General features: G+C 66.3%; 24 protein-coding genes. 13 read left to right on the top strand and 11 right to left on the bottom strand.

Annotated elements, in window-relative coordinates:
* The 5 genes from B2R83_RS23875 to B2R83_RS23855 all read left to right on the top strand — a co-directional run.
* Positions 1–536, top strand: a 536-nt coding sequence (locus tag B2R83_RS23875; protein WP_414674467.1) for a hypothetical protein, incomplete at its 5' end; no start/stop codon positions are given.
* An 80-nt stretch (positions 537–616) separates the two neighbouring features.
* Complete coding sequence (locus tag B2R83_RS23870) at positions 617–1,441, top strand: DMT family transporter (protein ID WP_292045689.1); 825 nt, start codon at positions 617–619, stop codon at positions 1,439–1,441.
* Positions 1,442–1,507: 66 nt separating this feature from the next.
* On the top strand, positions 1,508–1,969 hold the full coding sequence (locus tag B2R83_RS23865) for a RidA family protein (RefSeq protein WP_209586060.1): 462 nt from the start codon (positions 1,508–1,510) through the stop codon (positions 1,967–1,969).
* 166 nt (positions 1,970–2,135) lie between these two features.
* Positions 2,136–3,329, top strand: a complete 1,194-nt coding sequence (locus tag B2R83_RS23860) for a PLP-dependent aminotransferase family protein (protein WP_292045686.1) — start codon at positions 2,136–2,138, stop codon at positions 3,327–3,329.
* Between the two features lie 159 nt (positions 3,330–3,488).
* Positions 3,489–4,853 carry a diguanylate cyclase gene (locus B2R83_RS23855; RefSeq protein WP_292045683.1) on the top strand — a complete coding sequence of 455 codons (1,365 nt, stop codon included), beginning with the start codon at positions 3,489–3,491 and terminating at the stop codon, positions 4,851–4,853.
* A 10-nt stretch (positions 4,854–4,863) separates the two neighbouring features.
* On the opposite strand, the gene B2R83_RS23850 is transcribed toward B2R83_RS23855, so the two are convergent.
* The 4 genes from B2R83_RS23850 to B2R83_RS23835 all read right to left on the bottom strand — a co-directional run bounded on the left by B2R83_RS23850 (position 4,864) and on the right by B2R83_RS23835 (position 11,250).
* Complete coding sequence (locus B2R83_RS23850) at positions 4,864–6,426, bottom strand: FGGY-family carbohydrate kinase (protein WP_292045681.1); 1,563 nt, start codon at positions 6,424–6,426, stop codon at positions 4,864–4,866.
* Positions 6,427–6,441: 15 nt separating this feature from the next.
* Positions 6,442–7,650 (bottom strand): selenoneine synthase SenA, encoded by a 1,209-nt coding sequence (gene senA / locus B2R83_RS23845; protein ID WP_292045679.1) that lies wholly within the window; start codon positions 7,648–7,650, stop codon positions 6,442–6,444.
* A gap of 34 nt (positions 7,651–7,684) precedes the next feature.
* Complete coding sequence (locus B2R83_RS23840) at positions 7,685–9,541, bottom strand: ABC transporter ATP-binding protein/permease (protein ID WP_292045676.1); 1,857 nt, start codon at positions 9,539–9,541, stop codon at positions 7,685–7,687.
* 92 nt (positions 9,542–9,633) lie between these two features.
* Positions 9,634–11,250 carry a mechanosensitive ion channel family protein gene (locus tag B2R83_RS23835; protein ID WP_292045674.1) on the bottom strand — a complete coding sequence of 539 codons (1,617 nt, stop codon included), beginning with the start codon at positions 11,248–11,250 and terminating at the stop codon, positions 9,634–9,636.
* 216 nt (positions 11,251–11,466) lie between these two features.
* Between B2R83_RS23835 and dapC the strand changes: the two genes are divergently transcribed.
* The 7 genes from dapC (at position 11,467) to B2R83_RS23800 (ending at position 19,407) form a co-directional block, all read left to right on the top strand.
* Positions 11,467–12,678, top strand: coding sequence for a succinyldiaminopimelate transaminase (dapC, locus tag B2R83_RS23830; RefSeq protein ID WP_292045671.1), 1,212 nt, complete (start codon positions 11,467–11,469; stop codon positions 12,676–12,678).
* 38 nt (positions 12,679–12,716) lie between these two features.
* Positions 12,717–13,541: a 2,3,4,5-tetrahydropyridine-2,6-dicarboxylate N-succinyltransferase gene (dapD, locus tag B2R83_RS23825; RefSeq protein WP_292045669.1), complete on the top strand. Its 825-nt coding sequence runs from the start codon at positions 12,717–12,719 to the stop codon at positions 13,539–13,541.
* Between the two features lie 53 nt (positions 13,542–13,594).
* The gene (locus B2R83_RS23820; RefSeq protein WP_292045666.1) at positions 13,595–14,740 is read left to right on the top strand and encodes a PilT/PilU family type 4a pilus ATPase; all 1,146 of its coding nucleotides are present in this window, start codon (positions 13,595–13,597) and stop codon (positions 14,738–14,740) included.
* 133 nt (positions 14,741–14,873) lie between these two features.
* Positions 14,874–15,233, top strand: a complete 360-nt coding sequence (locus tag B2R83_RS23815) for an ArsC family reductase (protein ID WP_292045664.1) — start codon at positions 14,874–14,876, stop codon at positions 15,231–15,233.
* The gene (gene dapE / locus B2R83_RS23810; protein ID WP_292045662.1) at positions 15,230–16,366 is read left to right on the top strand and encodes a succinyl-diaminopimelate desuccinylase; all 1,137 of its coding nucleotides are present in this window, start codon (positions 15,230–15,232) and stop codon (positions 16,364–16,366) included. Before B2R83_RS23815 ends, dapE begins: the two co-directional genes overlap by 4 nt.
* 26 nt (positions 16,367–16,392) lie before the next feature.
* Positions 16,393–17,283, top strand: a complete 891-nt coding sequence (gene prmB / locus B2R83_RS23805; RefSeq protein WP_292045661.1) for a 50S ribosomal protein L3 N(5)-glutamine methyltransferase — start codon at positions 16,393–16,395, stop codon at positions 17,281–17,283.
* Positions 17,284–17,427: 144 nt separating this feature from the next.
* Positions 17,428–19,407, top strand: coding sequence for an ATP-binding cassette domain-containing protein (locus B2R83_RS23800; RefSeq protein WP_292045660.1), 1,980 nt, complete (start codon positions 17,428–17,430; stop codon positions 19,405–19,407).
* A gap of 55 nt (positions 19,408–19,462) precedes the next feature.
* Here the strand turns inward: B2R83_RS23800 and B2R83_RS23795 are convergent, their stop codons facing one another.
* The 3 genes from B2R83_RS23795 to B2R83_RS23785 are packed head-to-tail and all read right to left on the bottom strand — an operon-like array spanning position 19,463 to position 20,869.
* Entirely contained in the window at positions 19,463–20,029 is a 567-nt protein-coding gene (locus tag B2R83_RS23795) for a T6SS effector amidase Tae4 family protein (protein ID WP_292045659.1), read from the bottom strand.
* Complete coding sequence (locus tag B2R83_RS23790; protein WP_292045658.1) at positions 19,956–20,378, bottom strand: Rap1a/Tai family immunity protein; 423 nt, start codon at positions 20,376–20,378, stop codon at positions 19,956–19,958. The genes B2R83_RS23795 and B2R83_RS23790 overlap by 74 nt, the downstream gene beginning before the upstream one ends.
* On the bottom strand, positions 20,378–20,869 hold the full coding sequence (locus tag B2R83_RS23785) for an Hcp family type VI secretion system effector (protein ID WP_292045657.1): 492 nt from the start codon (positions 20,867–20,869) through the stop codon (positions 20,378–20,380). The genes B2R83_RS23790 and B2R83_RS23785 overlap by 1 nt, the downstream gene beginning before the upstream one ends.
* A gap of 240 nt (positions 20,870–21,109) precedes the next feature.
* On the opposite strand from B2R83_RS23785, the gene B2R83_RS23780 reads away from it, so the two are divergent.
* The gene (locus tag B2R83_RS23780) at positions 21,110–23,254 is read left to right on the top strand and encodes a TonB-dependent receptor domain-containing protein (protein ID WP_414674466.1); all 2,145 of its coding nucleotides are present in this window, start codon (positions 21,110–21,112) and stop codon (positions 23,252–23,254) included.
* Positions 23,255–23,266: 12 nt separating this feature from the next.
* On the opposite strand, the gene B2R83_RS23775 is transcribed toward B2R83_RS23780, so the two are convergent.
* The 4 genes from B2R83_RS23775 to B2R83_RS23760 form a co-directional block, all read right to left on the bottom strand.
* Positions 23,267–23,728 (bottom strand): chemotaxis protein CheW, encoded by a 462-nt coding sequence (locus tag B2R83_RS23775; protein ID WP_292045656.1) that lies wholly within the window; start codon positions 23,726–23,728, stop codon positions 23,267–23,269.
* A 68-nt stretch (positions 23,729–23,796) separates the two neighbouring features.
* Positions 23,797–24,270 carry a hypothetical protein gene (locus B2R83_RS23770; protein WP_292045655.1) on the bottom strand — a complete coding sequence of 158 codons (474 nt, stop codon included), beginning with the start codon at positions 24,268–24,270 and terminating at the stop codon, positions 23,797–23,799.
* Positions 24,271–24,286: 16 nt separating this feature from the next.
* Positions 24,287–24,655 (bottom strand): hypothetical protein, encoded by a 369-nt coding sequence (locus B2R83_RS23765; RefSeq protein WP_292045654.1) that lies wholly within the window; start codon positions 24,653–24,655, stop codon positions 24,287–24,289.
* 12 nt (positions 24,656–24,667) lie between these two features.
* Positions 24,668–25,300, bottom strand: a complete 633-nt coding sequence (locus B2R83_RS23760; protein WP_292045653.1) for an NUDIX hydrolase — start codon at positions 25,298–25,300, stop codon at positions 24,668–24,670.
* Positions 25,301–25,340: the final 40 nt, after the last annotated feature.

Here is a 25,340-nt window from a genome sequence, read left to right as displayed (position 1 = left end):
ACAAGTACGCCATGAAGCATTGGGACGAGATCCTCAATGGCAAGGGCTGGGAGAAGCTGGGCAACTTCATCCCGCAGAAGATCAGCAAGTACTTCGGCATCAACATCCCGGGCAAGGAGTGGATGGGAAAGGCCCTCAGCCATCTCGACGAGATCACCGATGCCACCAAGCCATGGGTGAAGGTGGGGTCCAAGAGTCTCGGCAAGCTCCTGCCCGGCCTCGACATCGGACTGGGCCTTCACCAGATCCACAACGGCGATACGTACGACAAGGTCTCCGGCGGTCTTTCCGTGGCCAGCGGTGGCTTGGTCCTGGCAGCGCCGCTGTTCGGTCCGGCGGCCCCGATCGTGGCCGGGATCGGGGTGGGACTCGGTGTGGTCTCCGCCGGGATGGACATCGGACGCGCACTCTACGACAACGTGCCGGCCGTCAAGAACGTCGTGGACAACGTCGGCGGCGCCATCAAGGACACGGCCGGCGCCATCGGCGACGGGCTCAGCAAGATCGGGGACGGGTTCACGTCCCTGTTCGGCTGAGAGCCATCGGCTCGCTGAGCGATACTGCGAGTGCGCGACGTCCGCACACAGCCCGCCCTCGTCGAGGAAAGTGAGACCCCATGAGCGAGCCCACCCCCACCCCCGAGGACCGCCGTCAGATCTGTGCGGCCCTGGTCCTGGACGCCGCTGCAGACGGGCCGGCCCAGATGGGTGTGTTCACCGACGAGGAGCTGATCGCCCTGGACGGACTGGACACCGTCCAGTTGGTCCCCCTGCCGTGGATCGTCGACAACGAGGAGACGGTGGAGCGCAGGATCTCCGCCTCGATCGCCCTGCGCAGCCTGCCTGCCTCGCACGGCGCCCTGCTGGTGGGCGTGCTGCCCCTGGTGACGGCGCTGTACGCCGCCCTGCGCGGCCATGAGCGGCCATCACGCGGCTTCTGGGGCATGGCCCTGCTCGGCTCCAGCCTGGTGGTGGGCTTCGCCCTGGCCCAGGGCGGCGGCAGCCTGCATCCGGCCGACCTGCTGGTGTTCGGCGCCGTGGCCGCAGCGGCGGTCGGCTATGCCGAAGGCGGCCGCCTGGCGCGCAGCCTGGGCGGGCCGGAAACCATTTGCTGGGCGCTGGTGCTGGCGGCGCCGGTCCTGCTTCCGGTGCTGCTGTGGCATGGGATCCCCGCGCTGGGCGGCGTGGGAACCGCGTCCTGGCTCGGCTTTGCCTACGTCACCGCGATCTCGATGTTCATCGGTTTCTTCTTCTGGTACCGCGGCCTGGCGCTGGGCGGGGTGGCGCGGGTCGGCCAGGTGCAGCTGCTGCAGCCCTTCATGAGCCTGGTGGGCGCCGCCCTGCTGCTGGGCGAGGCGCTGACCCTGGCCAACTGCGCCTTCGCGCCGGCGGTCGCCGCCGTCGTGTTCGCGGGACGCCGGATGGCGGTGCGTCAGCAGTAAAACGTGCTCCCCGGCGCCGGGTGGACGTACAATATCGGCTTCTTTCACTGCAACGTCACAAAAACCATGTCCGTCTACGATAAACTCAAAGAACTGAACATCACCCTGGCCGCGCCGGCCACCCCGGCCGCCGCCTACGTCATGTACGTGCAGACCGGCAACCTCGTGTTCATCTCGGGCCACATCGCCAAGAACGCCGACGGCTCGCCGAACGCGGGCATTTTGGGCCGCGACAAGACCACCGCCGACGGCCAGGCCGCCGCGCGCTCGGTCGCCATCGACCTGATCGGCACCCTGCAGGAAGCCGTCGGCGGCGACCTGAACCGCGTCAAGCGCATCGTCAAGGTGATGAGCCTGGTTGCCTCGACCCCGGAATACAATGAGCAGCACCTGGTCACCAACGGCTGCTCGGAGCTGATCGGCGAAGTCTTCGGCGAAGCCGGCAAGCACGCCCGTTCGGCCTTCGGCGTCGCCTCGCTGCCGCGCGGCACCTGCGTCGAGATCGAATTGATCGCTGAAGTTGCCTAAACCTTGTCGCTTAAACATTTGTTTAAGCGATGTTGCATTTGTTTAAAGTACCGATCGCGGGCTGGGCCTACCCGGCCCGGTCCATCCCGAGGCCGCCTACCCGCGTGCCTTATAATGGTCCGGCACTACCCGTGCGGTCCCTTCCTGAGAGTCCTGTGAGAACAGCATGAAAATCGAGAATCCAAACCCCATCCAGTGGCAGTTTTCGGAACGCGCGCAGCAGCTGCAAAGCTCGTTCATCCGCGAAATCCTGAAGATCACCCAGCGTCCGGAGATCATCTCCTTCGCGGGCGGCCTGCCTTCGCCGGCCACCTTCCCGGTCGAGCGCATGAAAGAAGCGTACGACAAGGTACTCAGCGAGAACGGCAAGGTCGCGCTGCAGTACGGTCCGACCGATGGCTACGGCCCGCTGCGGGAATGGATCGCCAATTCGCTCTCCACGGAAGGCAGCCGCATCCTGCCTGAACAGATCCTGATGACCTCGGGCTCGCAGCAGGCGCTCGACCTGCTGGGCAAGGTCCTGATCGACGAAGGCAGCCGCGTGCTGGTCGAGACCCCGAGCTACCTGGGCGCCCTGCAGGCCTTCTCGGTCTACCGTCCCGAATTCAAATCGGTCGAGACCGACGAACACGGCCTGGTGCCGTCGTCGATCGACGCGATCGCGCAAGGCGCGCGCCTGCTGTACGCGCTGCCGAACTTCCAGAACCCGACCGGTCGCAGTTTGTCGGTCGAACGCCGCCAGGAATTGGTGGAAACCTGCGCCCGCCTCGGCCTGCCGCTGATCGAGGATGATCCCTACGGCACCCTGAGCTACAAAGGCGAGCCGTCGCCGAAGATGGTCGCGATGAACCCGGACGGCGTCATCTACATGGGTTCCTTCTCGAAGGTGCTGACCCCGGGCATCCGCCTGGGCTACGTCTGCGCCCCGCTGCCGCTGGTGCGCCGCCTCGAGCTGGCCAAGCAGGCGGCCGACCTGCACACCGCCCAGCTGACCCAGATGGTGGTGCACGAAGTGGTCAAGGACGGCTTCCTGGACCAGCACATCCCGACCATCCGCAAGCTGTACGGCGACCAGTGCCAGGTGATGCTGGACGCGATGGCCGAGCACTTCCCGGCAAGCGTGACCTGGACCAAGCCCGAAGGCGGCATGTTCATCTGGGTGACCCTGCCGCAGAGCATCGACGCGATGAAACTGCTCGACCAGTCGCTGGCCGCCCGCGTGGCCTTCGTTCCGGGCGCGCCGTTCTACGCGAACGAGCCGGCCACCAACACCCTGCGCCTGTCCTTCGTGACCGTACCGCCGGAGCGCATCCGCGAAGGCATTGCCATCCTCGGCAAGCTGATCAAGGACATGCTGTAAACTCCACGAAGCACCCACCAAGTGCAACCGCCAGTATGCATTGGCGGTTGCATAACTGGTCGTAGCGGTACAACACCGGGACAAATTTCAGCCTTGTTTGTGTTTTTGTGGCAACGAATGTTGCCGCAAGCGATGACGAACGGGGTATGATTTCTCCGTATGAACCACCCTGCTTTCGAGTCCGCAGTGCCCGCGCGCCAGGCTGCGATCCTGATCGTCGACGACGCGCCCGCCAGCCTGAGCCTGCTGCAGGACATGCTGCGCAGCCAGGGTTACCGCACCTTCGTTGCCATTTCCGGCGAACGCGCCCTCGATCTCGCCCAGCGGGTCCAGCCCGACCTGATCCTGCTCGACGTCATGCTGCCCGGCCTGGACGGCCTGGAAACCTGCCGCCGCCTGAAGGCCAACCCGGCCACCAGCGACATCCCTGTCATTTTTGTCAGTGCCTGCTCCGAGACCGAGGACATCGTGGCCGGTTTCGACCAGGGCGCCGCCGACTACATCGCCAAGCCGCTGCGCCTGCCCGAAGTCATCGCCCGCGTGCGTGCCCAGCTCAACTTCCGCTCCGCCAGCCAGTCCAGCTCCCAGCAGGCCAGGCACCTGCGCATGATCGTCGAGGGCATGGACGAAGGCCTGATGCTGCTCGGCCACGATGGACGCATCCAGTACGCCAACCCGGCCAGCGAGCGCTGCCTGGGCTACAGCGGCGCCGAGCTGGTCGGCCGGCACCTGGCCGCCCTGCTGGCCGAACCGGCCGCGAACGACTATGCCGCCTATTTCGACCGCCAGGGGCGCAATGAGCCGGGCATCCTCGAGCGCTGCCGCGGCACCCGCGAAGTGCTGCTGCAGCAACCCAACGGCAGCGTGCGCGCAATGGACCTGAGCCTGTCGCCGATGGCTTCCAGCGAGCAGCTCTACGTCGCCCTGCTGCACGACATCACCCACCACAAGCAGTCCGAGACCGCGCTGCAGCGCGCCGCCATGGCCGACCCGCTCACCGGGATCGCCAACCGACGCCAGTTCGATGCCTGCCTCGAACGCGAATGGCAGCGCGCGATCCGCAATGCCAAGCCGCTGTCGCTGCTGGTGCTCGACGTCGACCACTTCAAGCTGTACAACGACCTGCTCGGCCACGCCGCCGGCGACCAGTGCCTGCAGGCCGTGGCCAGCACGGTGCAGGCGCATGCGCTGCGCGCCACCGACCTGGCGGCGCGCTACGGCGGCGAGGAATTCGTCCTGCTCTTGCCCGACACGCCGTATGCCGGCGCCGCCAAGCTGGCCGATTCGATCCGCGCCGACGTCGAGCGCCTGCGCGTGCCCAACCCGCGCTCGGGCACCTCCGACTTCGTCACCGTCAGCGTGGGCGCCGCCACCTTCGTGCCGACCAAGTTCGACGACATGCGCTCGCTGTTCCTGGCCGCCGACCGCGCCATGTACGACGCCAAGGCGGCCGGCCGCAACCGGGTGGTCGCCGTCGGCGGCGGCTATGCCTGGGAAGCGATGCAGACGGCGCTGGCGCGCTAGCCCGCCCGGCTCACACCTGCCGCGGATAACCCGTGATACGGGCGATGTCGCGGTACATCGGCTGCAGCCGGCGGTACATTCCCAGGTAAACCTCGCGGTATAGCCGGTCGTAGACCGCCCGGTTGGCTGCGATCGGCTCGAACACCCTGCCTACCCGCGTCATGCCCCCGATCGCCGCCGCGAAGTCAGGGTACAGGCCGAGCCCCACGGCGGCGTCGATCGCCGCACCCAGCCCCGAGGTCTCGTACGCGTGCGGAAGCGAGACCGGCAGGCCGAAGATGTCGGCGGTGAGCTGCATCGCGGCGTCGCTCTGCGAGCCGCCGCCCGACACGCGCAGTTCGGTGATGCGGGTGCCCGAGCGCCGCTCGATGCGCTCCTTCCCTTCGCGCAGCGCGTACGCCAGCCCTTCCAGGATGGCGCGGTAGACGTGGGCGCGGGTATGCACGTCGCCGAAACCGATGATGGCGCCCTTGGCCTCGCGCCCCGGCACCCGGATGCCGGGCGTCCAGTAGGGCTGCAGCATCAGTCCCATGGAGCCGGGCGGCACCGCATTGGCCAGTTCGTCGAACAGGCGCTCGGGCGCCACGTCTTCCAGCAGGGCGCGCATCTGTTCGTGGTGGCCGAACTGCTCCTTGAACCAGTTGACCATCCAGTAGCCGCGGAATACTTGCACCTCCGTGCTGTAGGCGCCGGGAATCGCCGCCGGATACGGCGGCACGAAAGGCGTCACCTCCACGTAGCGGGTGGTGGTGGTGTTGATGGTGGCGGTGGTGCCGTAGCTCAGGCAACCGACGTGGGGCGCGCTGCAGCCGGCTCCGATCACTTCGCAGGCCTTGTCGGCGGCCGCGGCCAGCAGCGGCAGGCCTGCAGGGATGCCGGTGTCGATCGCTGCCTGCGCGCTGATGCTGCCCAGTTGCGTGCCCGGCTCCTGCAGCTCGGGCAGCATGCGCGGCTCCACCGCCAGCGCCTGCCATTTCCAGTCGCGCCGTCCAGCCCATTTGCGGCGCCGGTAGTCGAACGGCAGGTAGGCCACCTGCGAACCGGAGGAATCGGCAAAGCGCCCGCACAGGCGCCAGTTCAGGTAGCCCGACAGCAGCAGGAACTTGTGAGTCGCCCGCCAGATCTCGGGCTGGTGCGCGTGGATCCAGTTGATCTCGGCCTCCCCGCGCAGGTAATCGATGGTCTCGTGGACCCGCGCCAGCCGAAAGGCGGTGCGCCACAAGGGCCCGATCGGCGGCACCACATCGGTACGGCGCTGGTCGAGCCAGGTGATGGCGGGCCGCAGCGCTGCGCCCTCGCGGTCGACGTTGATGACGGTGCCGCGCTGCGTCGTCACCGCCACGCCGGCGATGCGGGCGCGGTCGGCGCCCGGCTGGGTCCAGAGCTGCCGGCAGGCCTGGCACAGCGCCTGCCAGAAGCCCTCCGGGTCGTGCTCGGCCCAGCCGGGATGCTCGCTGCGGTAGTCCAGCAAGGGGACCTGCGACCTGGCGACGATATTCCCCTTCAAGTCGAACAGCAGCGCGCGCACGCTCTGGGTGCCGTTGTCGATGGCGAGGATCAGCGGATCATGCATCGGAAGGGTATGGTGTCATGCCGCGCAGGTGCGGAAGCCGGCGAAGATATCGTCGCGTTCCGGCTGGTAGAAATTACGGAAATGCGGGGAGCGCAGGCGCGCCGGCGTCGCGAACGACGCGCCGCGCAAGGCCTGGCGGCTGCCGAAATACGGCGCCGAATACTCGCGGTAGCGATCCGCACCGAAGCCGGCATAAGGCAGGAAGGGCGAAGCCGTCCACTCCCACAAGCCTCCCCACTGAAAGGCCGGTTGGCTTGATGCCGCCGCGAACTCCCATTCCTGTTCCAGCGGCAGGCGCCGCCCGGCCCAGCGGCAGTAGGCCTGCGCTTCGTGCAGGCTCACATGACGCACCGGCGCACCGGGATCGACCGCAATCGAGGCGCCGAAGCGCTGCTCCAGCCAGCCTCCCGCGCTATCCGGCATCCAGTAGCGCGGCGCCGTGCGCCCGTTTGCCGCCAGCCAATCCCATCCGGCCTGGCTCCAGCAGGCGGTACGCCGGTAGCCGCCGTCGTGCACGAAGGCGAGGTAATCCGCGTTGGAGACCAGCCCGGCATCGATCGCGAACGGCGCGACCTGGCACATGAAAGCCTGCTTTTCATTGTCGAACACGAAGCCGCGCCGCTGCTCCCCGCCGAGCAGCAGCGCGCCGCCGGCAAAGGCGATCTCGCCTTGCGCGCGCGCCGGGCCGACCTCGTCCTCCAGGCCGGCGGCGTCGCGCGGCGCGGCCGCGCCGAGCGTCTGCAGCGTATAGGCAAGCGCTTCGCCATGCATGTCCTCATGCGCCAGGACCAGGCGGTAAGGATAGAGGGCGGCATCGTCGTCGGACTCGCGCGCCAGGCGCGCGCGGATCCGCTCCAGCACTTCATGGCAATAGTCCTTTAGCCGGGCCGGCGCGGGCAGCGCGAGCGACCAGCGCGCGTCGTGCGGCACGGTGTTCGAATCGAAGCAGGCATCGGCCTGCGCCAGCAGCGAATCGCCGCTCGTCTCGCCCGGCGCGCTGCCGCGCGCTGCGCGCAATACGAACCATTCGGCGAACCAGGCAATATGACCCAGTTCCCACAGCGGCGGGTTGAGGATGGCAAGACGCGGCACCCGCGCACTGTCGTGGTAGCCGGCGCCGGCCAGCGCATCGAACAAGGCAAGCGTGCGCTGCCGCGCATCCTGCAGGGCCTGGTCCAGGCCGTGCGGCTCCATGCTACGGAAGGATGCGTGCTGTTCGCTCATGCACGCATTGTACGGCCATGTCACGGCAAGATCATCACCCCGTTTCCGCAGCGGCCGGCACGCGCCAGGCCCGGGCCTCGCCGGCGTCGACGCCGCGCTCGCGGGCGAACGCCGTGCCCATCGCGCAGCTGTCCGCTTCATGCAATTCCCAGGCACCCTCCCCTTTCAGGCACAGCACATGGGTGTGGTGGCGCAGCACCGCGGCGCGGTGGGCGATGCTGATCAGGGTCGCGCCGTCCCTGCGCAGGCGCGCGTACAACGAGGCCTCGTTGGCGGCATCGAGGGCGCTGGTCGCCTCGTCCAGGATGACGATCCTCGGCCGGTGCACCAGCACCCGGGCGAAGGCCAGGCGCTGCTGTTCGCCGACCGACAGCAGCTTTTCCCAGTCGTGCACGGCATCCAGGCCGCCCACCCGCTCGGCCAGGCGCGGCAGCTGGACCTCGCGCAGGATGTCCAGCAGCTGCGCGTCGCTCAGGTCGGCATGCGCGCTGGGGTAGAGCAGCTGGCTGCGCAGCGTGCCCGACTGCAGGTAGGGTTGCTGGGGCAGGAAGAAGAACTGGTCCAGGGCCGGACGGTGGATGGTGCCGCTGCCCTCGTGCCACAGGCCGGCGATCGCGCGCAGCAGCGAGCTCTTGCCGCAGCCGCTCTCGCCGGTGATGAGCAGCGCGTCGCCGGGGTTCAAGGCGAGCGACAGCTCCTTGATCAGCACCCGTTCCGATTGCGGCGGGTGCAGGGTCAGCGATTCCAGCACCAGCTGTTGGCCCTGGCGCGTCTGGATGCGCGCCTGCGTGGCGGTGCCCCCGGATCCTGTTTCGGGCAGCACCAGCCGGGACAGGGCCTGGAGGCGCCCGATGCCCGCCACGAAGCGGCTCAGGCTCTCGAAGTTGTCGACGATGACGCCCACCGCCGCCAGCACCGCCGTGAAGGCGCCGGCCGCCTGCACCGCCCGCCCCACTTCCAGCTCGCCCGACAGCACGCCATCGGCCAGGATCATGAAGGGCAGCACCAGGGTCAGTTGGCTGAAGGTACGCTGGAACAGGTTGAGCGAACACTGCTTGCGGATCAGGCGTGCGAAATTGTCGATCACCTGCTGGAACTTGCCGTCGATATGGGCCCGTTCCTGCGCTTCGCCGCGGTAAAAGGCGATCGACTCAGCGTTCTCGCGCAGGCGCATCAGGCTGAAGCGGAAATCTGCCTCGCGCCGCAGCTGCCAGAAATTCAGGTGGATCAGCGGGGTGCCGAACACGTACAGGGCGACCACGGTGCCGGTCAGCGCATACACCGCCAGCACGCCGACCAGCAGATGCGAAATCGACCACAGCACGGTGCTGAAGGCCACCAGCTGCATGATCGAGCCCAGGAAGATGAGCAAAAAGTGGATCGAGCGGCCCGTGAAGCTGTTGATGTCTTCGCTGATGCGCTGGTCGGGATTGTCGATGTCGCCCTCGGCGCCCAGCCGGTAGTAGGTGCGCCCCTTCAGGTAGCCGTCCAGGAAGCGCCCGGTGAGCCAGCGCCGCCACTGGTTGGCGAAGCGGTCGCGCATGTAGTAATAGAAGGCATAGACCGGCACCGCGAACGCCAGCGTCATCAGGCAGGCCCGCACCGCGGTCCAGAAGCGGCCGTCTTCCCTGCCCGCCAGTGCCGAGGTCATCTCGCCGGCCTGCTCGTTGAGCATCACGGCCAGCTTGGTCTCGACCAGCATCAGCACGATCAACAGGGCCAGCAGGGTCCAGGCCTGCCGGCGCTTCTCGCCCAGCCAGTAGGGCTTGGCCACGCTGACGAATTCCTTCCATGCGGCGAGCGACAAGGGCGCGGCGCGGCGCCCATCGTTGGCGCCTGCCGGCGCATCCTGCGCTGCGGGGCCTTGGGCTGCTGTGGTCGGCGTCTTCATGCTCGGTGAAATGCTGTTGATGGCTTGAAACCAGCATACCGCCGCCCGGTCGCCGCTTCCGTGCGAAAACGGACATAGTCCGTGTTGCGCTTCTACGTCTTCGACGAACCCGGGACAGGCCCAGGACAGCCATCATCGACGGCACCGCCCTGCATGAGCGCCAGCTGCTCCGGCGCGAACACCACCGTCTGGGCCTGGAATCCCAGCGCGATCCCGGCCGCCTCGAGCCGCTCGGCGATCGCCAGCAGCAGCGCTTCGCGCGTGCGCACGCTGGCCTCGAAATCCGGCACCTCCATGTAGGCGAACACTTCGATATTGAAGGAGCGCTCGCCGATCCGGCCCAGGTGCGCGCGCGAACCTTCGCCGACCTCGTCGTGCTCGAGCAGGATCTGGCGGACGATGCCGGCGGCTTCCGCCAGCCTGGCGGCGGGGGTGCGGTGGTCGAGCGCGATCACCGGATTGAACAGGAAGCGGTCGCGCGCGGCGTAGTTTTCGATCTGGCGCGCCGAAAAGTCGCCGTTCGGGATGGTCACCAGGGTACGGTCCAGGGTGCGCAGGCGGGTCGAACGGATCCCGATGTCTTCCACCGTGCCGATCACGTCGCCGACCTTGACGAAGTCGCCCACCTGGGCCGGCCGGTCGGCGATCACGGTGACGCTGCCGACCAGGTTCTCCACGGTCTTCTGCGCGCCCAGGGCAAGCGCGATACCGCCGATGCCGAGCGCCGCGATGCCGGTGGTGACGTCGATGCCGAAGGTATCGAGCAGGCCGATGGCGAAGAACAGCAGCAGCACCACCTTGGCGGTGCGCCGCGCCAGCACGATGACCGAGACCACCTGGCGCCGTCCGCGCCGCTGCATCCGCGTGATGGCCAGCTGGGCGACGGCGTCGAGCAGGCGCAGGCCGAACCAGACGAACGCGATCAGGAGCAGGATGCCGGTGTAGCGCAGCAGGGTCTGGCGCGCCACGATGGCGACCGGCAGCCGTTCGGCCCATTCGAAGAACACGAACACGGCGACCAGGAGGCTGAGCGGCGGCAAGGCCGCCTCGAAGAAGCGGTAGGCGCCGTTGGCGGCGGGGTCCGCTACCAGCCGGCGGATCAGGGCGACCAGGATGGTGGCGACGATCCATAGCCCGCCGAAGACCAGCGCGCCCAGGCCCACCAGCATGCCCCAGTCCTCCAGCGGCGCGCCGGCCACGGTGAATTGCGGCCGCTGGGCATCGGTGACGGCGGTCGATTTCTCGGCCACGGCCGCGATCGCGGTCGCGGTCTCGCGCGAGATGCGCCAGATCTGCAGGCCCTCTTCTTCGCCGCGGCTGAGCAGGACCGGGATCGTCCTGCCCTTGGTCCTGATCTCGCCGATGCGCTCCTGGTCCACCGGCAGCTCGTCGCCGATGCGGCCGGGACCGTCGTTCGACAGAGCCGCATACGGCTCCAGCGAGCCGCCGCTGTCGAGCAGGGCCTGGAACTCGCGCGCCCTGGCGGCAGCCGCCGCGCGCTGCCGGCTGCTGTTCGCGGGAAGGTCGAAGTACTGAGCGGCGCGGTCGTGGTCTCCCTCGGCCAGGGCCCGGATCAGCCCGGAGACCGTCGAACGCGGCGTTTCGCGGCCGAGCAGGTCGGCCTGGGTGGGCGCCGCCGCGGCCGCGGCCTCGGGCTCGGCCGCAAACAGGGGACCGGCTGCCGTGGCCGGCAGTATGAATGCGAGCAACAGCCAGGCGAACGATAAGGGAATCAAAAATTTCGGGAAAGAAATCAGGACAGAAAGACGCATTCTCAAAAACAACTCCTTCGCTCAAGGACAAGGCGCAGTCTAGCATCCGCCCCGCCCCTCACGAACTGCTGTCCTCGCCAACGCATCCGCAGGCAAGGGCTATAATTGTCCGAATAGCCAACGCACCCAGACCGCTTATTGACGGTAATCGACGTGAATCCACATCTCGACCAGCTCCATCCCTACCCCTTCGAACAGCTGCGCCAGTTATTCAGCGGCGTGACCCCGAACCCCGCCTACAGCCCGATCAGCCTCGGCATCGGCGAGCCGAAGCACCCGACGCCCGCCTTCATCGAGAAGGCCCTGATGCATGCGATGGCCGGCCTGTCGGTCTACCCGACGACCCACGGCAGCGAGCCGCTGCGGGTGGCGATCGCAGGCTGGCTGGAGCGCCGCTACGCCATCCCGGCGGTCGACCCGGGCACGATGGTGCTGCCGGTGAACGGTTCGCGCGAAGCGCTGTTCGCCTTTGCCCAATGCGTCGTGGACGGCGCCCGCGGCAATGCGCTGGTGATGAGCCCGAACCCGTTCTACCAGATCTACGAGGGCGCGGCCTACCTGAGCGGCGCCACGCCCTATTACGTCAACTCGGAACCCGGCCGCAACTTCGCGCCCGACTATGCCAGCGTGCCGGATGAGGTCTGGTCGCGCGTGCAGCTGCTGTTCGTCTGCTCGCCGGGCAACCCGACCGGCGCCGTGCTCACGCTCGAGGACTGGCGCCAGCTGTTCGAGCTGTCCGAGCGCCACGGTTTCGTGATCGCCTCGGACGAGTGCTATTCCGAGATCTACTTCGGCACGACCCCGCCGCTGGGCGCCCTCGAAGCGGCGCACCAGCTGGGCCGCAGCAGCGGCGAACGCCCGTATGCGAACCTGGTGGTGTTCTCCAGCCTGTCGAAGCGCTCGAACGTGCCGGGCATGCGCTCGGGCTTCGTGGCGGGCGACCCGCAGCTCCTGAAGAAATTCCTGCTCTACCGTACCTACAGCGGCGGCGCCATGTCGCCGCCGATCCAGGCGGCCTCGATCGCGGCCTGGAACGACGAGCACCACGTGCAGGACAACCGCGCGCTGTACCGCGAGAAGTTCAACCTGATCACCCCGCTCCTGAAGGGCGTGATGGACGTCGAGCTGCCCGATGCCGGCTTCTACCTGTGGGCCGACGTGCGCCGCACCGGCCTGTCGGACACCGAGTTCGCACGCCGCCTGTACGCCGAATATAATGTGACGGTTTTGCCAGGCAGTTATCTTGCACGCGAAGCGCACGGCCTCAACCCGGGCCGCAAACGCATCCGCATGGCGCTGGTAGCCAGCGTCGACGAAGGACTCGAAGCCGCCAACCGCATCGTCGAGTTCTGCAAGGGCCTGTGACAGGCAGCACCAACATATACACTAACTAGAGAATCATCATGACCCAACAACTCCAGAACATCATCGACACCGCGTGGGAACAGCGCGCGGAGTTCAGCCCGTCCAACGCCCCAGCCGAACTGCGCGACGCGGTCGCCCACGTGCTCGCCGGCCTGGATGCCGGCACCCTGCGCGTGGCAGAGAAAAGCAGCGGCGACTGGGTCGTGAACCAGTGGATCAAGAAGGCCGTCCTGCTGTCCTTCCGCCTCGAAAATAACGTGCCGGTCGCCGGCGGCGATATGCAGTTCTACGACAAGGTGCCGACCAAGTTCGCCGACTACACCCCGGAAGATTTCGCCAAAGGCGGTTTCCGCGTGGTGCCGCCGGCGGTCGCGCGCCGCGGCAGCTTCATCGGCAAGAACGTGGTCCTGATGCCGTCCTACGTCAACATCGGCGCCTACGTCGATGAAGGCGCGATGGTCGACACCTGGGCCACCGTCGGCTCCTGCGCCCAGATCGGCAAGAACGTGCACCTGTCGGGCGGCGTCGGCATCGGCGGCGTGCTGGAACCGATGCAGGCCAACCCGACCATCATCGAAGACAACTGCTTCATCGGCGCCCGTTCGGAAATCGTCGAAGGCGTGATCGTCGAAGAGAACTCGGTGATCTCGATGGGCGTCTACATCGGCCAGTCGACCAAGATCTACAACCGCGAGACCGGCGAAGTCACCTACGGCCGCATCCCTTCGGGTTCGGTGGTGGTGTCGGGCAGCCTGCCGTCAAGCGACGGCAAGTACAGCCTGTACTGCGCCGTGATCGTCAAGCGCGTGGACGCCAAGACCCGCGCCAAGACCGGCATCAACGAGCTGCTGCGCGGCGACTAAGCATTACCTACCGGCCCGCAAGGGCCGGCTTCGCATTCAAAGGAGACGATGCCATGGCCATGGACCGCCTGTTCCAGCTGATGAAGGAGAAGAACGCTTCCGACATGTTCTTCGCCGTGAACTCGCCGGTGCACATCAAGATCAACGGGAACCTCATCCCGATCAACCAGCATCGTCTCGAACCCGACAACATCATCTCGCTGCTGTCCGAGATCGCCTCGCCGGAACAGATGCAGGAGCTCGAGCGCGAGAACGAACTCAACATGGGCGTGTCGGTCGCCAACCTGGGGCGCTTCCGCCTGTCGGCCTTCCGCCAGCGCGGCTCGATCTCGGCCGTGCTGCGCTTCGTGCCGGCGAATATCCCGCCGATCGGCGAACTGGGCCTGCCGCCCGTGCTATCCGAGCTGATCATGGAAAAGCGCGGCCTGCTGCTCGTCGTGGGCGCCACCGGTTCCGGCAAGTCGACCACCATCGCCTCGATGCTGGACCACCGCAACGAACAGCGCACCGGCCACATCCTGACGCTGGAAGACCCGATCGAGTACCTGTTCAAGAACAAGAAGTCGATCGTCAACCAGCGCGAAATCGGCAGCGACGCCACCAGTTTCGCCACGGCGCTACGCAACTCGATGCGCCAGGCGCCCGACTGCATCCTGATCGGCGAGATCCGCGACAAGGAATTCATGGCGGCGGCCCTGGCCTATGCCCAGTCCGGCCACCTGGTGCTGGCCACCCTGCACGCCAACAACAGCTACAACGCGCTGAACCGCATCATCAGCTTCTACCCGATCGAGAACCGCGCCGCCCTGCTGCAGGATCTGGCGTCAAGCGTGAAGGCGATCGTCTCGCAGCGCCTCATCAAGTCGGCCGCAGGCGGCCAGCGCCAGGCCGCGGTGGAAGTGATGCTGAACACACGCTACATCGCCGACCTGATCGAAAAGGGCGAGATCGGCCAGATCAAGGAAGCGATGGACAAGAGCCTGTCGCCGGGCTCGCAATCGTTTGAAAGCGCCTTGCTCAAACTGGTCAAGGATGGGCTGGTGACGCAGGAAGAAGCGCTGGCCAATGCCGACTCGGCCACCAACCTGCTCTGGCTGCTCAACAATGGACCGGAGAGCCAGGTGCAGCCCGAGGAAGAGAAGAAACCGGGCAAGGAACCGCCGGGTGCGTCCTTTACCGAATTCACGCTCAACAACTGAGCCATTTCTTCCGTCCGCTGCGGAAAAACGCCCCTGTGTAGAATCCTCGCAGCGGGCGTGCTGTGCTATCCTTGCCGCCTTTCCAAAATACCATCTCCCTGCGCATTCGCGCGGGCGCAAGGATTGACGCACCATGACCACGACCCTCTACGGCATCCCCAACTGCGACACCGTCAAGAAAGCCCGCACCTGGCTGGCGGACAACGGCCACGATTTCACGTTCCATGACTTCAAGAAACAAGGCTTGACGCGCGAACTGGTCGCCGGCTGGCTCGTACAGCTGGATTGGGAAACCCTGGTCAACCGCAAGGGCACCACCTGGCGCAACTTGCCGGATGAGCGCAAGGCGCAAATCACCGACAAGAACAGCGCACTGGAACTGATGCTGGAGAACCCTTCCGTCATCAAGCGCCCGGTCCTGCAAGGCGTAGGCCCAGTCTCGGTCGGCTTCTCGGCCGACGCTTACGCGGCGAAATTCAGGGACGCTGCATGAAACCCTCGCGCACCCTCCTGCTGACCGAAGAGCTGATCGCCCTCGATTCGGTCACGCCGCAGGACAAAGGCTGCCAGGAGCGCCTGAAGGAACTGCTGGCGCCGCTCGGCTTTCACTGCGAGACCATCGAATCGAACGGCGTCACCAACCTGTGGGCGCGCAAGGGGACGACCGCACCCGTGTTCGTGTTCGCCGGCCACACCGACGTGGTGCCCTCCGGTCCCGAACACCAGTGGGTATCAAGCCCTTTCGTGCCGACCCGCCGCGACGGCAAGCTGTACGGCCGCGGCGCCTCCGACATGAAGACTTCGATCGCGGCCATGGTGGTCGCCTGCGAGGAATTCATCGCCGCCCACCCTGACCATAAAGGCTCGATCGCTTTCCTGATCACCAGCGACGAGGAAGGCCCGGCCGTGGACGGCACGGTGGTCGTCTGCGAGCGCCTGGAAGAGCGCGGCGAGACCCTGGACTACTGCCTGGTGGGCGAACCGACCTCGAACCACGTGCTGGGCGACACCATCAAGAACGGCCGCCGCGGCTCGCTCTCGGGCCACCTGATGATCAAGGGCATCCAGGGCCACATCGCCTACCCGCACCTGGCGCGCAACCCGATCCACCAGGCCGCGCCGGCGCTGGCGGAACTGGCGGCGGAAGTCTGGGACGAAGGCAACGAGTACTACGCGCCGACCAGCTGGCAGATCTCGAACATCCAGGCCGGCACCGGCGCCACCAACGTGATCCCGGGCCACGTGACGATCGACTTCAACTTCCGCTTTTCCACCGCCAGCACTGCCGACGGCCTGGAAGCGCGCGTGCACGCCATCCTCGACCGCCACGGGCTCGACTACGAACTGCAGTGGACCTTATCCGGGCAGCCCTTCCTGACGCCGAAAGGCCTGCTGTCGGACACGCTGTGCGACGCCATCTTCGAGGAGCTGGGCGTGCAGACCGAACTGTCGACCACGGGCGGGACCTCGGACGGCCGCTTCATCGCCCGCATCTGCCCGCAGGTGATAGAATTCGGGCCTCCGAACGCCAGCATCCACAAGATCGACGAACACATCGAGCTGCGCTACATCGATCCCCTCAAGAACATCTACCGCCGCACGCTGGAACAGCTGCTGGCCCAGTAACGAGCAATAAAAACCGGGAGAAGGCCATGACCAACACCACTTTCAGCACGCCGCGCGACCTGCTGCGCTATGCGATCACCCGCTTCAACTCTGCCCGCCTCTTCTTCGGCCACGGCAGCGCCGAGGCCTTCGACGAAGCCGCCTACCTGATCCTGCACACCCTCAAGCTGCCGCTGGACCGCCTCGACCCCTTCCTGGACGCGCGCCTGCTGCCGGACGAAGTGATCCAGGTGATGGAAGTGATCGAGCGCCGCGTGGTCGAGCGCGTGCCGGCCGCCTACATCACCAAGGAAGCCTGGCTGGGCGACTACCACTTCTACGTGGACGAACGCGTGCTGGTGCCGCGCTCCTTCATCGCCGAACTGATCCCGCAGACCTTCAGCCCCTGGGTGCAGGATCCGGAAAGCGTGGAGAACGTGCTGGAACTGTGCACCGGCAGCGGCTGCCTGGCGATCATGATGGCCGACGCCTTCCCGAATGCCGTGGTCGACGCGGTGGACATCTCGAAGGACGCGCTGGCCGTGGCCGAGCACAACATCCGCGAATACAAGCTGGAAGGCCGCGTCAATCCGATCGAATCGGACCTGTACGAGCACGTGCCCTTCAAGCGCTACGACCTGATCGTCACCAACCCGCCCTACGTGAACAGCATTTCGATGGGCAAGCTGCCGCCGGAATACCTGCGCGAGCCGCAGATCGCCCTGGCGGGCGGCGAGGACGGCATGGACCTGGTGCGCAAGATCGTCGAAGGCGCCGCGGAGCGCCTGACGCCGGAAGGCATCCTCGTGGTCGAGATCGGCAACGAGCGCGACTATGCCGAAGCGGCCTTCGGGCACCTGGGGCTGACCTGGCTGAGCACCAGCGCCGGTGACGACGCCGTGTTCCTGCTCACCGCCGAACAACTGCAATCGCAATAATTTACGTTCGCTTTAACGATGTTCGTAGGGTGGGCGGCTTTGCCGCCCACGCGTCCAACCAGCAGATGCGTCACCACAGCGCATACGAGAGTTGAACGCGTGGGCGGGAGATCCGCCCACCCTACGTAAAACCAGAAATACGCAATGATCCGCTTCCAGAACGTCAGCCTGATGCGCGGCACCAAGCCGCTGCTCGAGGACGCCGACCTTACCCTCAACCCGGGCGACAAGATCGGCCTGATCGGCGCCAACGGCGCCGGCAAATCGAGCCTGTTCGCCATGCTGCGCGGCGAGCTGCACCCGGATCAGGGCGCCATCGACTTCCCCGCCAAGTGGCGCATGGCCTACGTGGCCCAGGAGACCCCGGCCCTCGACCGTCCGGCGCTGGAGTACGCGATCGACGGCGACGTCAACCTGCGCCGCCTGCAGGCCGAACTCATTGACCTGGAAGCGCATCCGGATGCGGACGACCACGGCATGCGCCTGGGCGAAATCCACAGTCTGCTCGCCGATGCCGACGCCTACACGGTGCAGTCGCGCGGCGAGCAGCTGCTGCTTGGCCTGGGCTTCTCGCTGGAGCAGATGGCGCAGCCGGTGGCCAGCTTCTCGGGCGGCTGGCGCATGCGCCTGAACCTGGCGCAGGCCCTGATGTGCCCTTCCGACCTGCTGCTGCTGGACGAGCCGACCAACCACCTGGACCTGGACGCGATCATCTGGCTGGAGGATTGGCTGAAGCGCTATCCGGGCACCCTGATCATCATTTCGCACGACCGCGATTTCCTCGACGAGATCGTCAACGTCGTCGTGCACATCGACGAGCGCAAGCTGAAGCGCTATTCGGGCAACTACAGCGCCTTCGAGCGCCAGCGCGCCGCCCACCTGGTGCTGGCCGCCGCCGCTTTCGAAAAACAGCAGCGCACCCGCGCCCACCTGCAATCCTTCGTGGACCGCTTCAAGGCCAAGGCCACCAAGGCGCGCCAGGCCCAGAGCCGCATGAAGGCGCTGGCCAAGATGGAAGAGCTGGCCCCGCTGCGCGCCGCCGCCGAATTCTCCTTCGAATTCCGCGAGCCGCTCTCCGCGCCGAATCCGCTGCTGGTGCTGGACAACGTCGATGCCGGCTACCCCTTGCTGGATGAGCATGGCGACAAGGTCGGCGGCAAGGCGATCGTCAAGCGCGTCAACTTCTCGCTGCAGATCGGCCAGCGCATCGGCCTGCTTGGCGTGAACGGCGCCGGCAAGTCTACGCTCATCAAGACCGTCGCCGGCGAGCTGATGCCGCTGGAGGGCAAGGCCACCCTGGGCAAGGGCCTGTCGATCGGCTATTTTGCCCAGCACCAGGTCGAGATGCTGCGCCACGACGAGTCGCCGCTGTGGCACCTGCTGAAGATTGCGCCGAACGTGCGCGAGCAGGAGCTGCGCAACTTCCTCGGCAGCTTCAACTTCCCGGGCGACATGGTGACCAGCCCGATCGCGCCCTTCTCCGGCGGCGAAAAGGCGCGCCTGGCCCTGGCCCTGATCGTGTGGCAGCGCCCCAACCTGCTGCTGCTGGACGAACCGACCAACCACCTCGACCTCGAGACCCGCGAGGCGCTGACCATGGCGCTGGCACAGTTCGAGGGCACCGTGGTGCTGGTGTCGCACGACCGCCACCTGCTGCGCGCCACGACCGACGAGTTCATCATCGTCGCCGACGGCAAGCTGCAGCCCTTCGACGGCGACCTGGACGACTACAAGGAATGGCTGTTCCAGACCAAGCTCGGCAAGGGCACCGACACCCTGCCGGCGCCCGCCCCTGCGAAGGACGGCAAGCCGGATGCGCCAATGGCGGCCCCGGTCGACCGCAAGGAGCAAAAGAAGCTGGAAGCGGAAGCGCGCCAGCGCATGGCCGCGCTCAGGAAACCCATCGAGAACCGCGTCAAGCGCCTCGAAGAGCAGATGGCCAAGCTGAACGCGAAGAAGGCCGAGATCGACGCCCAGCTGCTCGAGCCGAGCATCTACGAGGCCGAGAACAAGGAAAAGCTCAAGCTTCTCGTGGCCGACCAGGCCTTCGCCGCGCGCGACCTGGAACAGCTCGAATCCGAATGGCTGGAGCTGCAGGAGCAGCTCGAAGGCCTGGCGGCTTGACGTACCAACCGAATACCTGGCCGGGACACGCCGGCCAGGTCGACAAACGGTCCTGCTAGGTCATCGGCCAGAACCAGACCTCGCGCGACAGCCAGTAGCAGCCGGTCGCGGTCCCATCAATCTCATTCCCGCATCGCAGGTACTTGCCCCAACGGTCTCTTGAAATGATGGCAATGTGTCCCTGCGGGTTAGTATCGCCATAGATGCTGAAGAACGAGACGATCCCGTGCCGGTTCGCTATCTTCTGCTCTGCCTCCAGGCTGCTCCCGAACTTCGCTGGCTTGCCCACGTGGCGAACCAGCCAGTTGCTCAGCCTGCGCTGCCGTGTCTCGATCGAGCGCCCTTTATACTTGCCGGCCTTGATGAGCCAGTCGCCCGGATTCGGATAGCCGGCGCCGAGCAGGGCCAGACTCATCCGGATTGCGCACGTGTTGTTGAAATTCAGGTTGTTGATGTTCTCGGGATATCCAATCCAGTGGTAGAGCTCTTCCCGACTAAAACATTGTCCGTATCCGGAAAGTGTCTCCTGAGATTTGCATACGGTGCCCTCATGGAGCCCTCCTCTGTCTAGCCGGGCACGGCCACATCTTTTGCCAGGTCTCGACAATGAGTTCTGCGGCATTGCGCTTCAGCTGAGCGGCCGGCATCCGCTGCAGCGCATGCCACGCGTCCGATTCCATCTCATGCAGCTTGGGGCGATACCTTTTGTCCCAGCACCATCCTTTGCCCTCGGCAGCATCGTGCACAGCCTGGATGTATCCGCGGACAAACTCGCGGTTCGACAAGTCGATGTACTCGGCCGCGATTGCTCTGGTGCGGAACGGGCTCTCTTCGCTCCAAACCACGCTGGCCGGATCCACGTTCCCCATCAGTTGGACTAGGGCCTCGCCGGTCACCGCGGGCGGTGCGTTCCCGCCCCGTGCCGGGCATGCGGGCATGATTGCCAGAAGCAGCGGGATCAGCGCACGCATCACGCAATCCTGTTCATGGCAAGGTCCCAGCCACCTGCCGTGTTGCCGCTGCTTCCGCCACCGACTTTCTGCTGGGTGTACTTCCAGCGCGCCTTCGAGAACTTTAGACCCAGGCTCTCGGTCGGGAAGTCCCCGCCGGCGAAGCTGGGCGCGACGTGCGCGATCAACACGTTCTCGAGTTCGACTTCGAAATATTTGACCGGCTCGCCGTTGCCGTCTGCGCGCTGCATCTCGAGTTTCGCTTTTGGCAGCGTTTTCCCGCATGCACACAATTGCGCAAGCAGGGGCGATGCTACGTCGATCAACTTACTGATACTGATTTCGCTGAGCTCTGCCCGCTCGGCTGTATGGCCGCCGCCAGTCGATGCCGTCGCGCTTCGCGGCTGTGTGATGGACCAATGCACCGACGTGCACTCGATCCAGCCCTGGTGTTTCGAATCTGCCGATTCTCCCTTGACGCCATCGAGCTGCAGGTAAAAGTCGGTTGCCATGATTTCTCCCATTTTGATGGTGAGGAATCATGGCGGGACAGGCGAAGGATGACTTAGCAGTGGTCAAGAACCAAGGGGAACTAGATCAATGAAGCATGGCGCTGCCAACGTGTGAGGCAAAGCTCATACTTCAGCCGAAGTCGTCCTAAAATTTAAATAGGAATCATTCTTATTCTCATTTATAATGTTTCCATTCTGCATATCTTTACGTTCTTTTTCGACTTTTTACACGGATACCGTATGCCTGCGCCCCGCTTTGCCCTGCCGCTGTTCCGCCGCTCCCTCATCAGCACGGCCGTCGCCCTGCTGCCCCTCGCCGCCAGCGCCGACCCGGCGCCGCACGACATGGCGACCGTCGTCGTCACCGCATCCGGCTTCGAGCAGAGCATCCGCGAAGCGCCGGCCTCGATCACCGTGCTCACCCGCGAGAAGCTCGAGAAGGAACGCTTCGGCAACCTGGCGCAGGCGCTGGAGAGCGTGGAAGGCATCGACGTCGGCGCGGCCGGCGACAAGACCGGCGGCCTGAACATCAGCATCCGCGGCATGCCCAGCGACTACACCCTGGTCCTGATCGACGGCCGCCGCCAGAACGCCGCCGGCAGCGTCACCCCGAACGGCTTCGGCGGCACCTCGACCAGCTTCATGCCGCCGGTCGGCGCGATCGAGCGCATCGAGATCATCCGCGGCCCGATGTCGACCCTGTACGGTTCGGACGCGATGGGCGGCGTGATCAACATCATCACGCGCAAGGTCGGCAAGCGCTGGCATGGCAACGTGGCGGCCGACTACACGGTGCAGGAGGAATCGCGCTTCGGCGACGTCAAGGGCGCCAAGTTCTACCTGAGCGGACCGCTCGCCGCCGACGTGCTGGGCCTGTCGCTGCGCGGCAGCACCCAGCGCCGCGCCGCCGCCGATATCCGCTACCAGAACCAGAATGGCATCGTTGCGCCGACCATGGGCGCCAATCCGGTCGAGTCAAGCATCCACAACCTTGGCGCGCGCCTGGCCTGGGCGCCCAGCCGCATGCACGAATTCACGCTGGACGCGGACAGCACCCGCCAGAGCTACGACAACACGCGCGGCCAGCTCGGGACCCTGGGCATCCAGGGCGGCTACGGTCCGAAGCAGAAGTACAACCGCGACCAGGGCAGCCTGTCCTACCGCGCACGCCTGGGCTTCGCTACCCTGGACAGCAGCTACATGGTCAACCGCACCGAAACCATCGGCCGCACCATCCCGCCGGGCACCCCTGGCGCCGTGGCCGGCAGCGCGCGCACCCTGGAAGTGGAGAGCCGCGTGTTCGACACCAAGCTGGTGGCGCCCTGGGCCAATCACCTGACCACCATCGGCGCCCAGCACTGGGACGCCGAGATGGTCGACGGCGTGGCGCCGCAGGCCTTCGCCTTCACCCAGAAAGCCCTGTTCCTGGAAGACGAGTGGCGCATTGCCCAGCCGCTGCTCCTGACGCTCGGCGCGCGCTACGACGACCATAGCATCTTCGGCGGCCAGCTCAGCCCGCGCGCCTACCTGGTGTGGAACGCGTCGCCGCGCTGGACCGTCAAGGGCGGCGCCAGCCGCGGCTACAAGACCCCGCGCGTCGAGCAGCTGGCGCCCGGCATCAACGGCTTCGGCGGTCAGGGCACGATTCCCCTGGTGGGCAGCCCCGGCCTCAAGCCCGAGACCAGCGTGACGACCGAACTGGGCGTCTACTTCGACAACGGCGCCGGCTGGACCGCCAATGCCGCCCTGTTCAACAACGAGTTCAAGGACAAGATCACCACCGGCACCGGCCTGCTCAACTGCTCCTACCGGCTGGCGCCCAACCGCCCGGGCTGCGTCAGCTTCGGCAACTGGCCGAACGTCGACGCCTTCGGCCAGTCCACCAACGTCGACGAGGCGGTGACCCGCGGCCTGGAGCTCGCGACCCGCTTCCCGCTCGCCCCCGGCTGGGCCCTGAGCGCCAACTACACCTGGACCGACAGTGAGCAGAAAAGCGGCCCGAATGCCGGCAAGCCGCTCGGCGACACGCCGGAACATGCGCTCAACGCGCGCCTCGCCTGGGACATCTCGGCGCAATGGAATGCCTGGCTGCGCCTCGAGGCTCGCAGCGAGCGCTTCCGCGATCCGGGCAGCTCGGCAGCCACCCGCGCGGCCAAGGCGGTGCTGGGCGACTACAAGGGGTATGGGATGCTGCACCTGGGCGGCAGCTACCAGCTGAACAAGCGCGTCACGCTGAATGCGGCGGTCTACAACCTGGCCAACAAGGACTTCATCGATTACCGTCCTTACCAGGCGCCGGGGTCTGCTGCGCCGACCTGGAGCAGCGTCTACGTCAACAACATGGACGGGCGCCGCTTATGGCTATCCGTGAGCGCGGATTTCTGACGCCCCCCTGCTCTAGGCGACCTGGCGCGGTTCGGCCGGCGCCACGGACATGAGGCGCGCGATGTCGATCAGGATCATGCGCCGCCCCTTGGCCAGGCCGAGCCCGATCAGGTAGTCGGCGTCGCGCTGGGCGCCCGGCAGCGCGACCACCTGCTCCGGGCGCAGGCGCACCACGCCGGTGACGCGCTCCACCACCACGCCGACCACGCCTGCGGCCACCCGCACGATCACCACGTCGGTATCCGGCTCGGGCAGCGCAAAGACGGGGGCGAAGGCGGCCCGCAGGTCCATCACCGGCATGATCACCCCGCGCGAGAGCGCCACGCCGCCGATGATCTCGCCGTCGCTGCAGAAACGCTCGAGCGACCGGTATGCCTTGAGTTCCTGCACCGCGGAATAGTCGAGCCCGTAATCGAGCCCGCCCAGGGTGAACCCAAGGAATTGCTGGGGTGCAGCGAGGAGGTGGTTCGACATGGTGGTTCCTTTCATCGGCACCACCAATGCTAAAGGCGAGCTCCCCTTAAAATGTTGACTGCAGTCAACTATCGCACTGTGCCGGGGCACACTGCACTGCTGTTGTCCAGGCTATTGCCGGATTCGCCGACAGAGCGCAAAGCGCGTTTGGCCCGGCGCAGGGTCTGGACATTGCGGAAGCTCACGTAGGCCATCCCGGCGATGAACAGCGCCGCGAAAGCGAGCGCCAGGCGGATGCCGCCGAACAGGAAACCGCCCGCGAAAAAGAACAGGCCGTACCAATAGATGTCGTAGACCGTGGCCAGCACCAGCCCGGCGGCCGAATGCGTGAGGATGACCGCTTGCGAGGCAAGGTCGCGCCAGCCCAGCACCGAGTTCCAGTCTCCCGCCCGCCCGAATGCGATGGCGTAGGTGGCGCCTGCCTGCGGAATCGTTCCGTGCCCCAGATTGACGCCGTAATGGGTGCGGCCTTCGCTGCGAAAGCTGAAGTCGCCGGCGGCGACATCGAATACCTCTTCAAAATGGATGCGCTCGATCTGCATGGTTCTCCGTTCGTCCTCAGGCTCGGGGGGCAAGGTAGCGCTTCCCCAGCGCCGCCCTGGCGGCGCGCTGTTCGATGTGCTTGAAATAGGCCCTGCCCCTGCCCTCCGATACAAAGTAAAAATACTCACCGTGGGCATTGCGCGCATAGCGCGTCACACTGATGGCGCGGATGCGGTACTCGTCCTGGTAGGCCACGTTCTCGACCACGATCTCGGCGCTGCGCCCGTCGAAGCACAGCTCCGGCGGCGCTTCCGTGATACGTATCTGCCGGAACTCCTCGTTCGCCATGCCGACGATGTCGCGCGCGCCGCGTATGTACCGGTAGTTGCTGTACGCGACGACCGCAAGGAACACGATCCCGAGGACCAGCGCAATGGGTTCCATGGCGTCTCTCGTTCAGGCCTGCAGCCAGGCCACCAATGGCGCATCGTTCGGATTGACCAGCACCTTGTCCAGGTACGCGCGCGGCAGCAGCGACACCGCCTGGCTCTCCCAGCCCATGTCGGACGGGCAGCCGCCGACGCGCCGGCCCAGGTAGTAGCGGGTGCGGCTGCGGCTGCGCGTCAGGTCCATCAGGTGTCCGGTCAACAGCACGTGCAGGCCGCTTTCCTCGTATGCTTCGCGGATCGCCGCGGCGCGCAGCAGCATGCCCGGGTCCAGCGTCCCTTTCGGGAAGGTGGCCGGGTAGCCGCCGAAGCCGTTCGACGGGTGCACCGCCCAGACCCGCCCGTCGTCCTCGAGGATCACGACGCCGGCCGCCACGCGCTTGCCCGGCGCGGGTTTGAAGGGCGGCTCGTCGAATGCATCCTCCTGCCCCGCAAGCGCGATCCAGCCGGCATCGATGCGCGGGGCCTCGCGCCACACGGCGAATGCGAGGCCGTTCAATGCCGGCGGCACCGGGCCGCCCGGGATCACGGTGGCGGGGAGCAGCGGGTCGAGCCAGTTGTCCAGCGGCGTCGGCGCGGTGGGCGCGGCGATGGCGACCGGCTTGCCCCATTCATCGGGTTTCGGATGGATCGACGTATGCATGTCTCCATTCTAATACCGCAACAGCGGCGCAGCGAAGCAT

This window comes from Massilia sp. UBA6681 (genome assembly GCF_002454935.1).
Taxonomy (GTDB): domain Bacteria; phylum Pseudomonadota; class Gammaproteobacteria; order Burkholderiales; family Burkholderiaceae_D; genus Telluria; species Telluria varians.
This window is presented reverse-complemented; position numbering and strand designations above follow the sequence as displayed.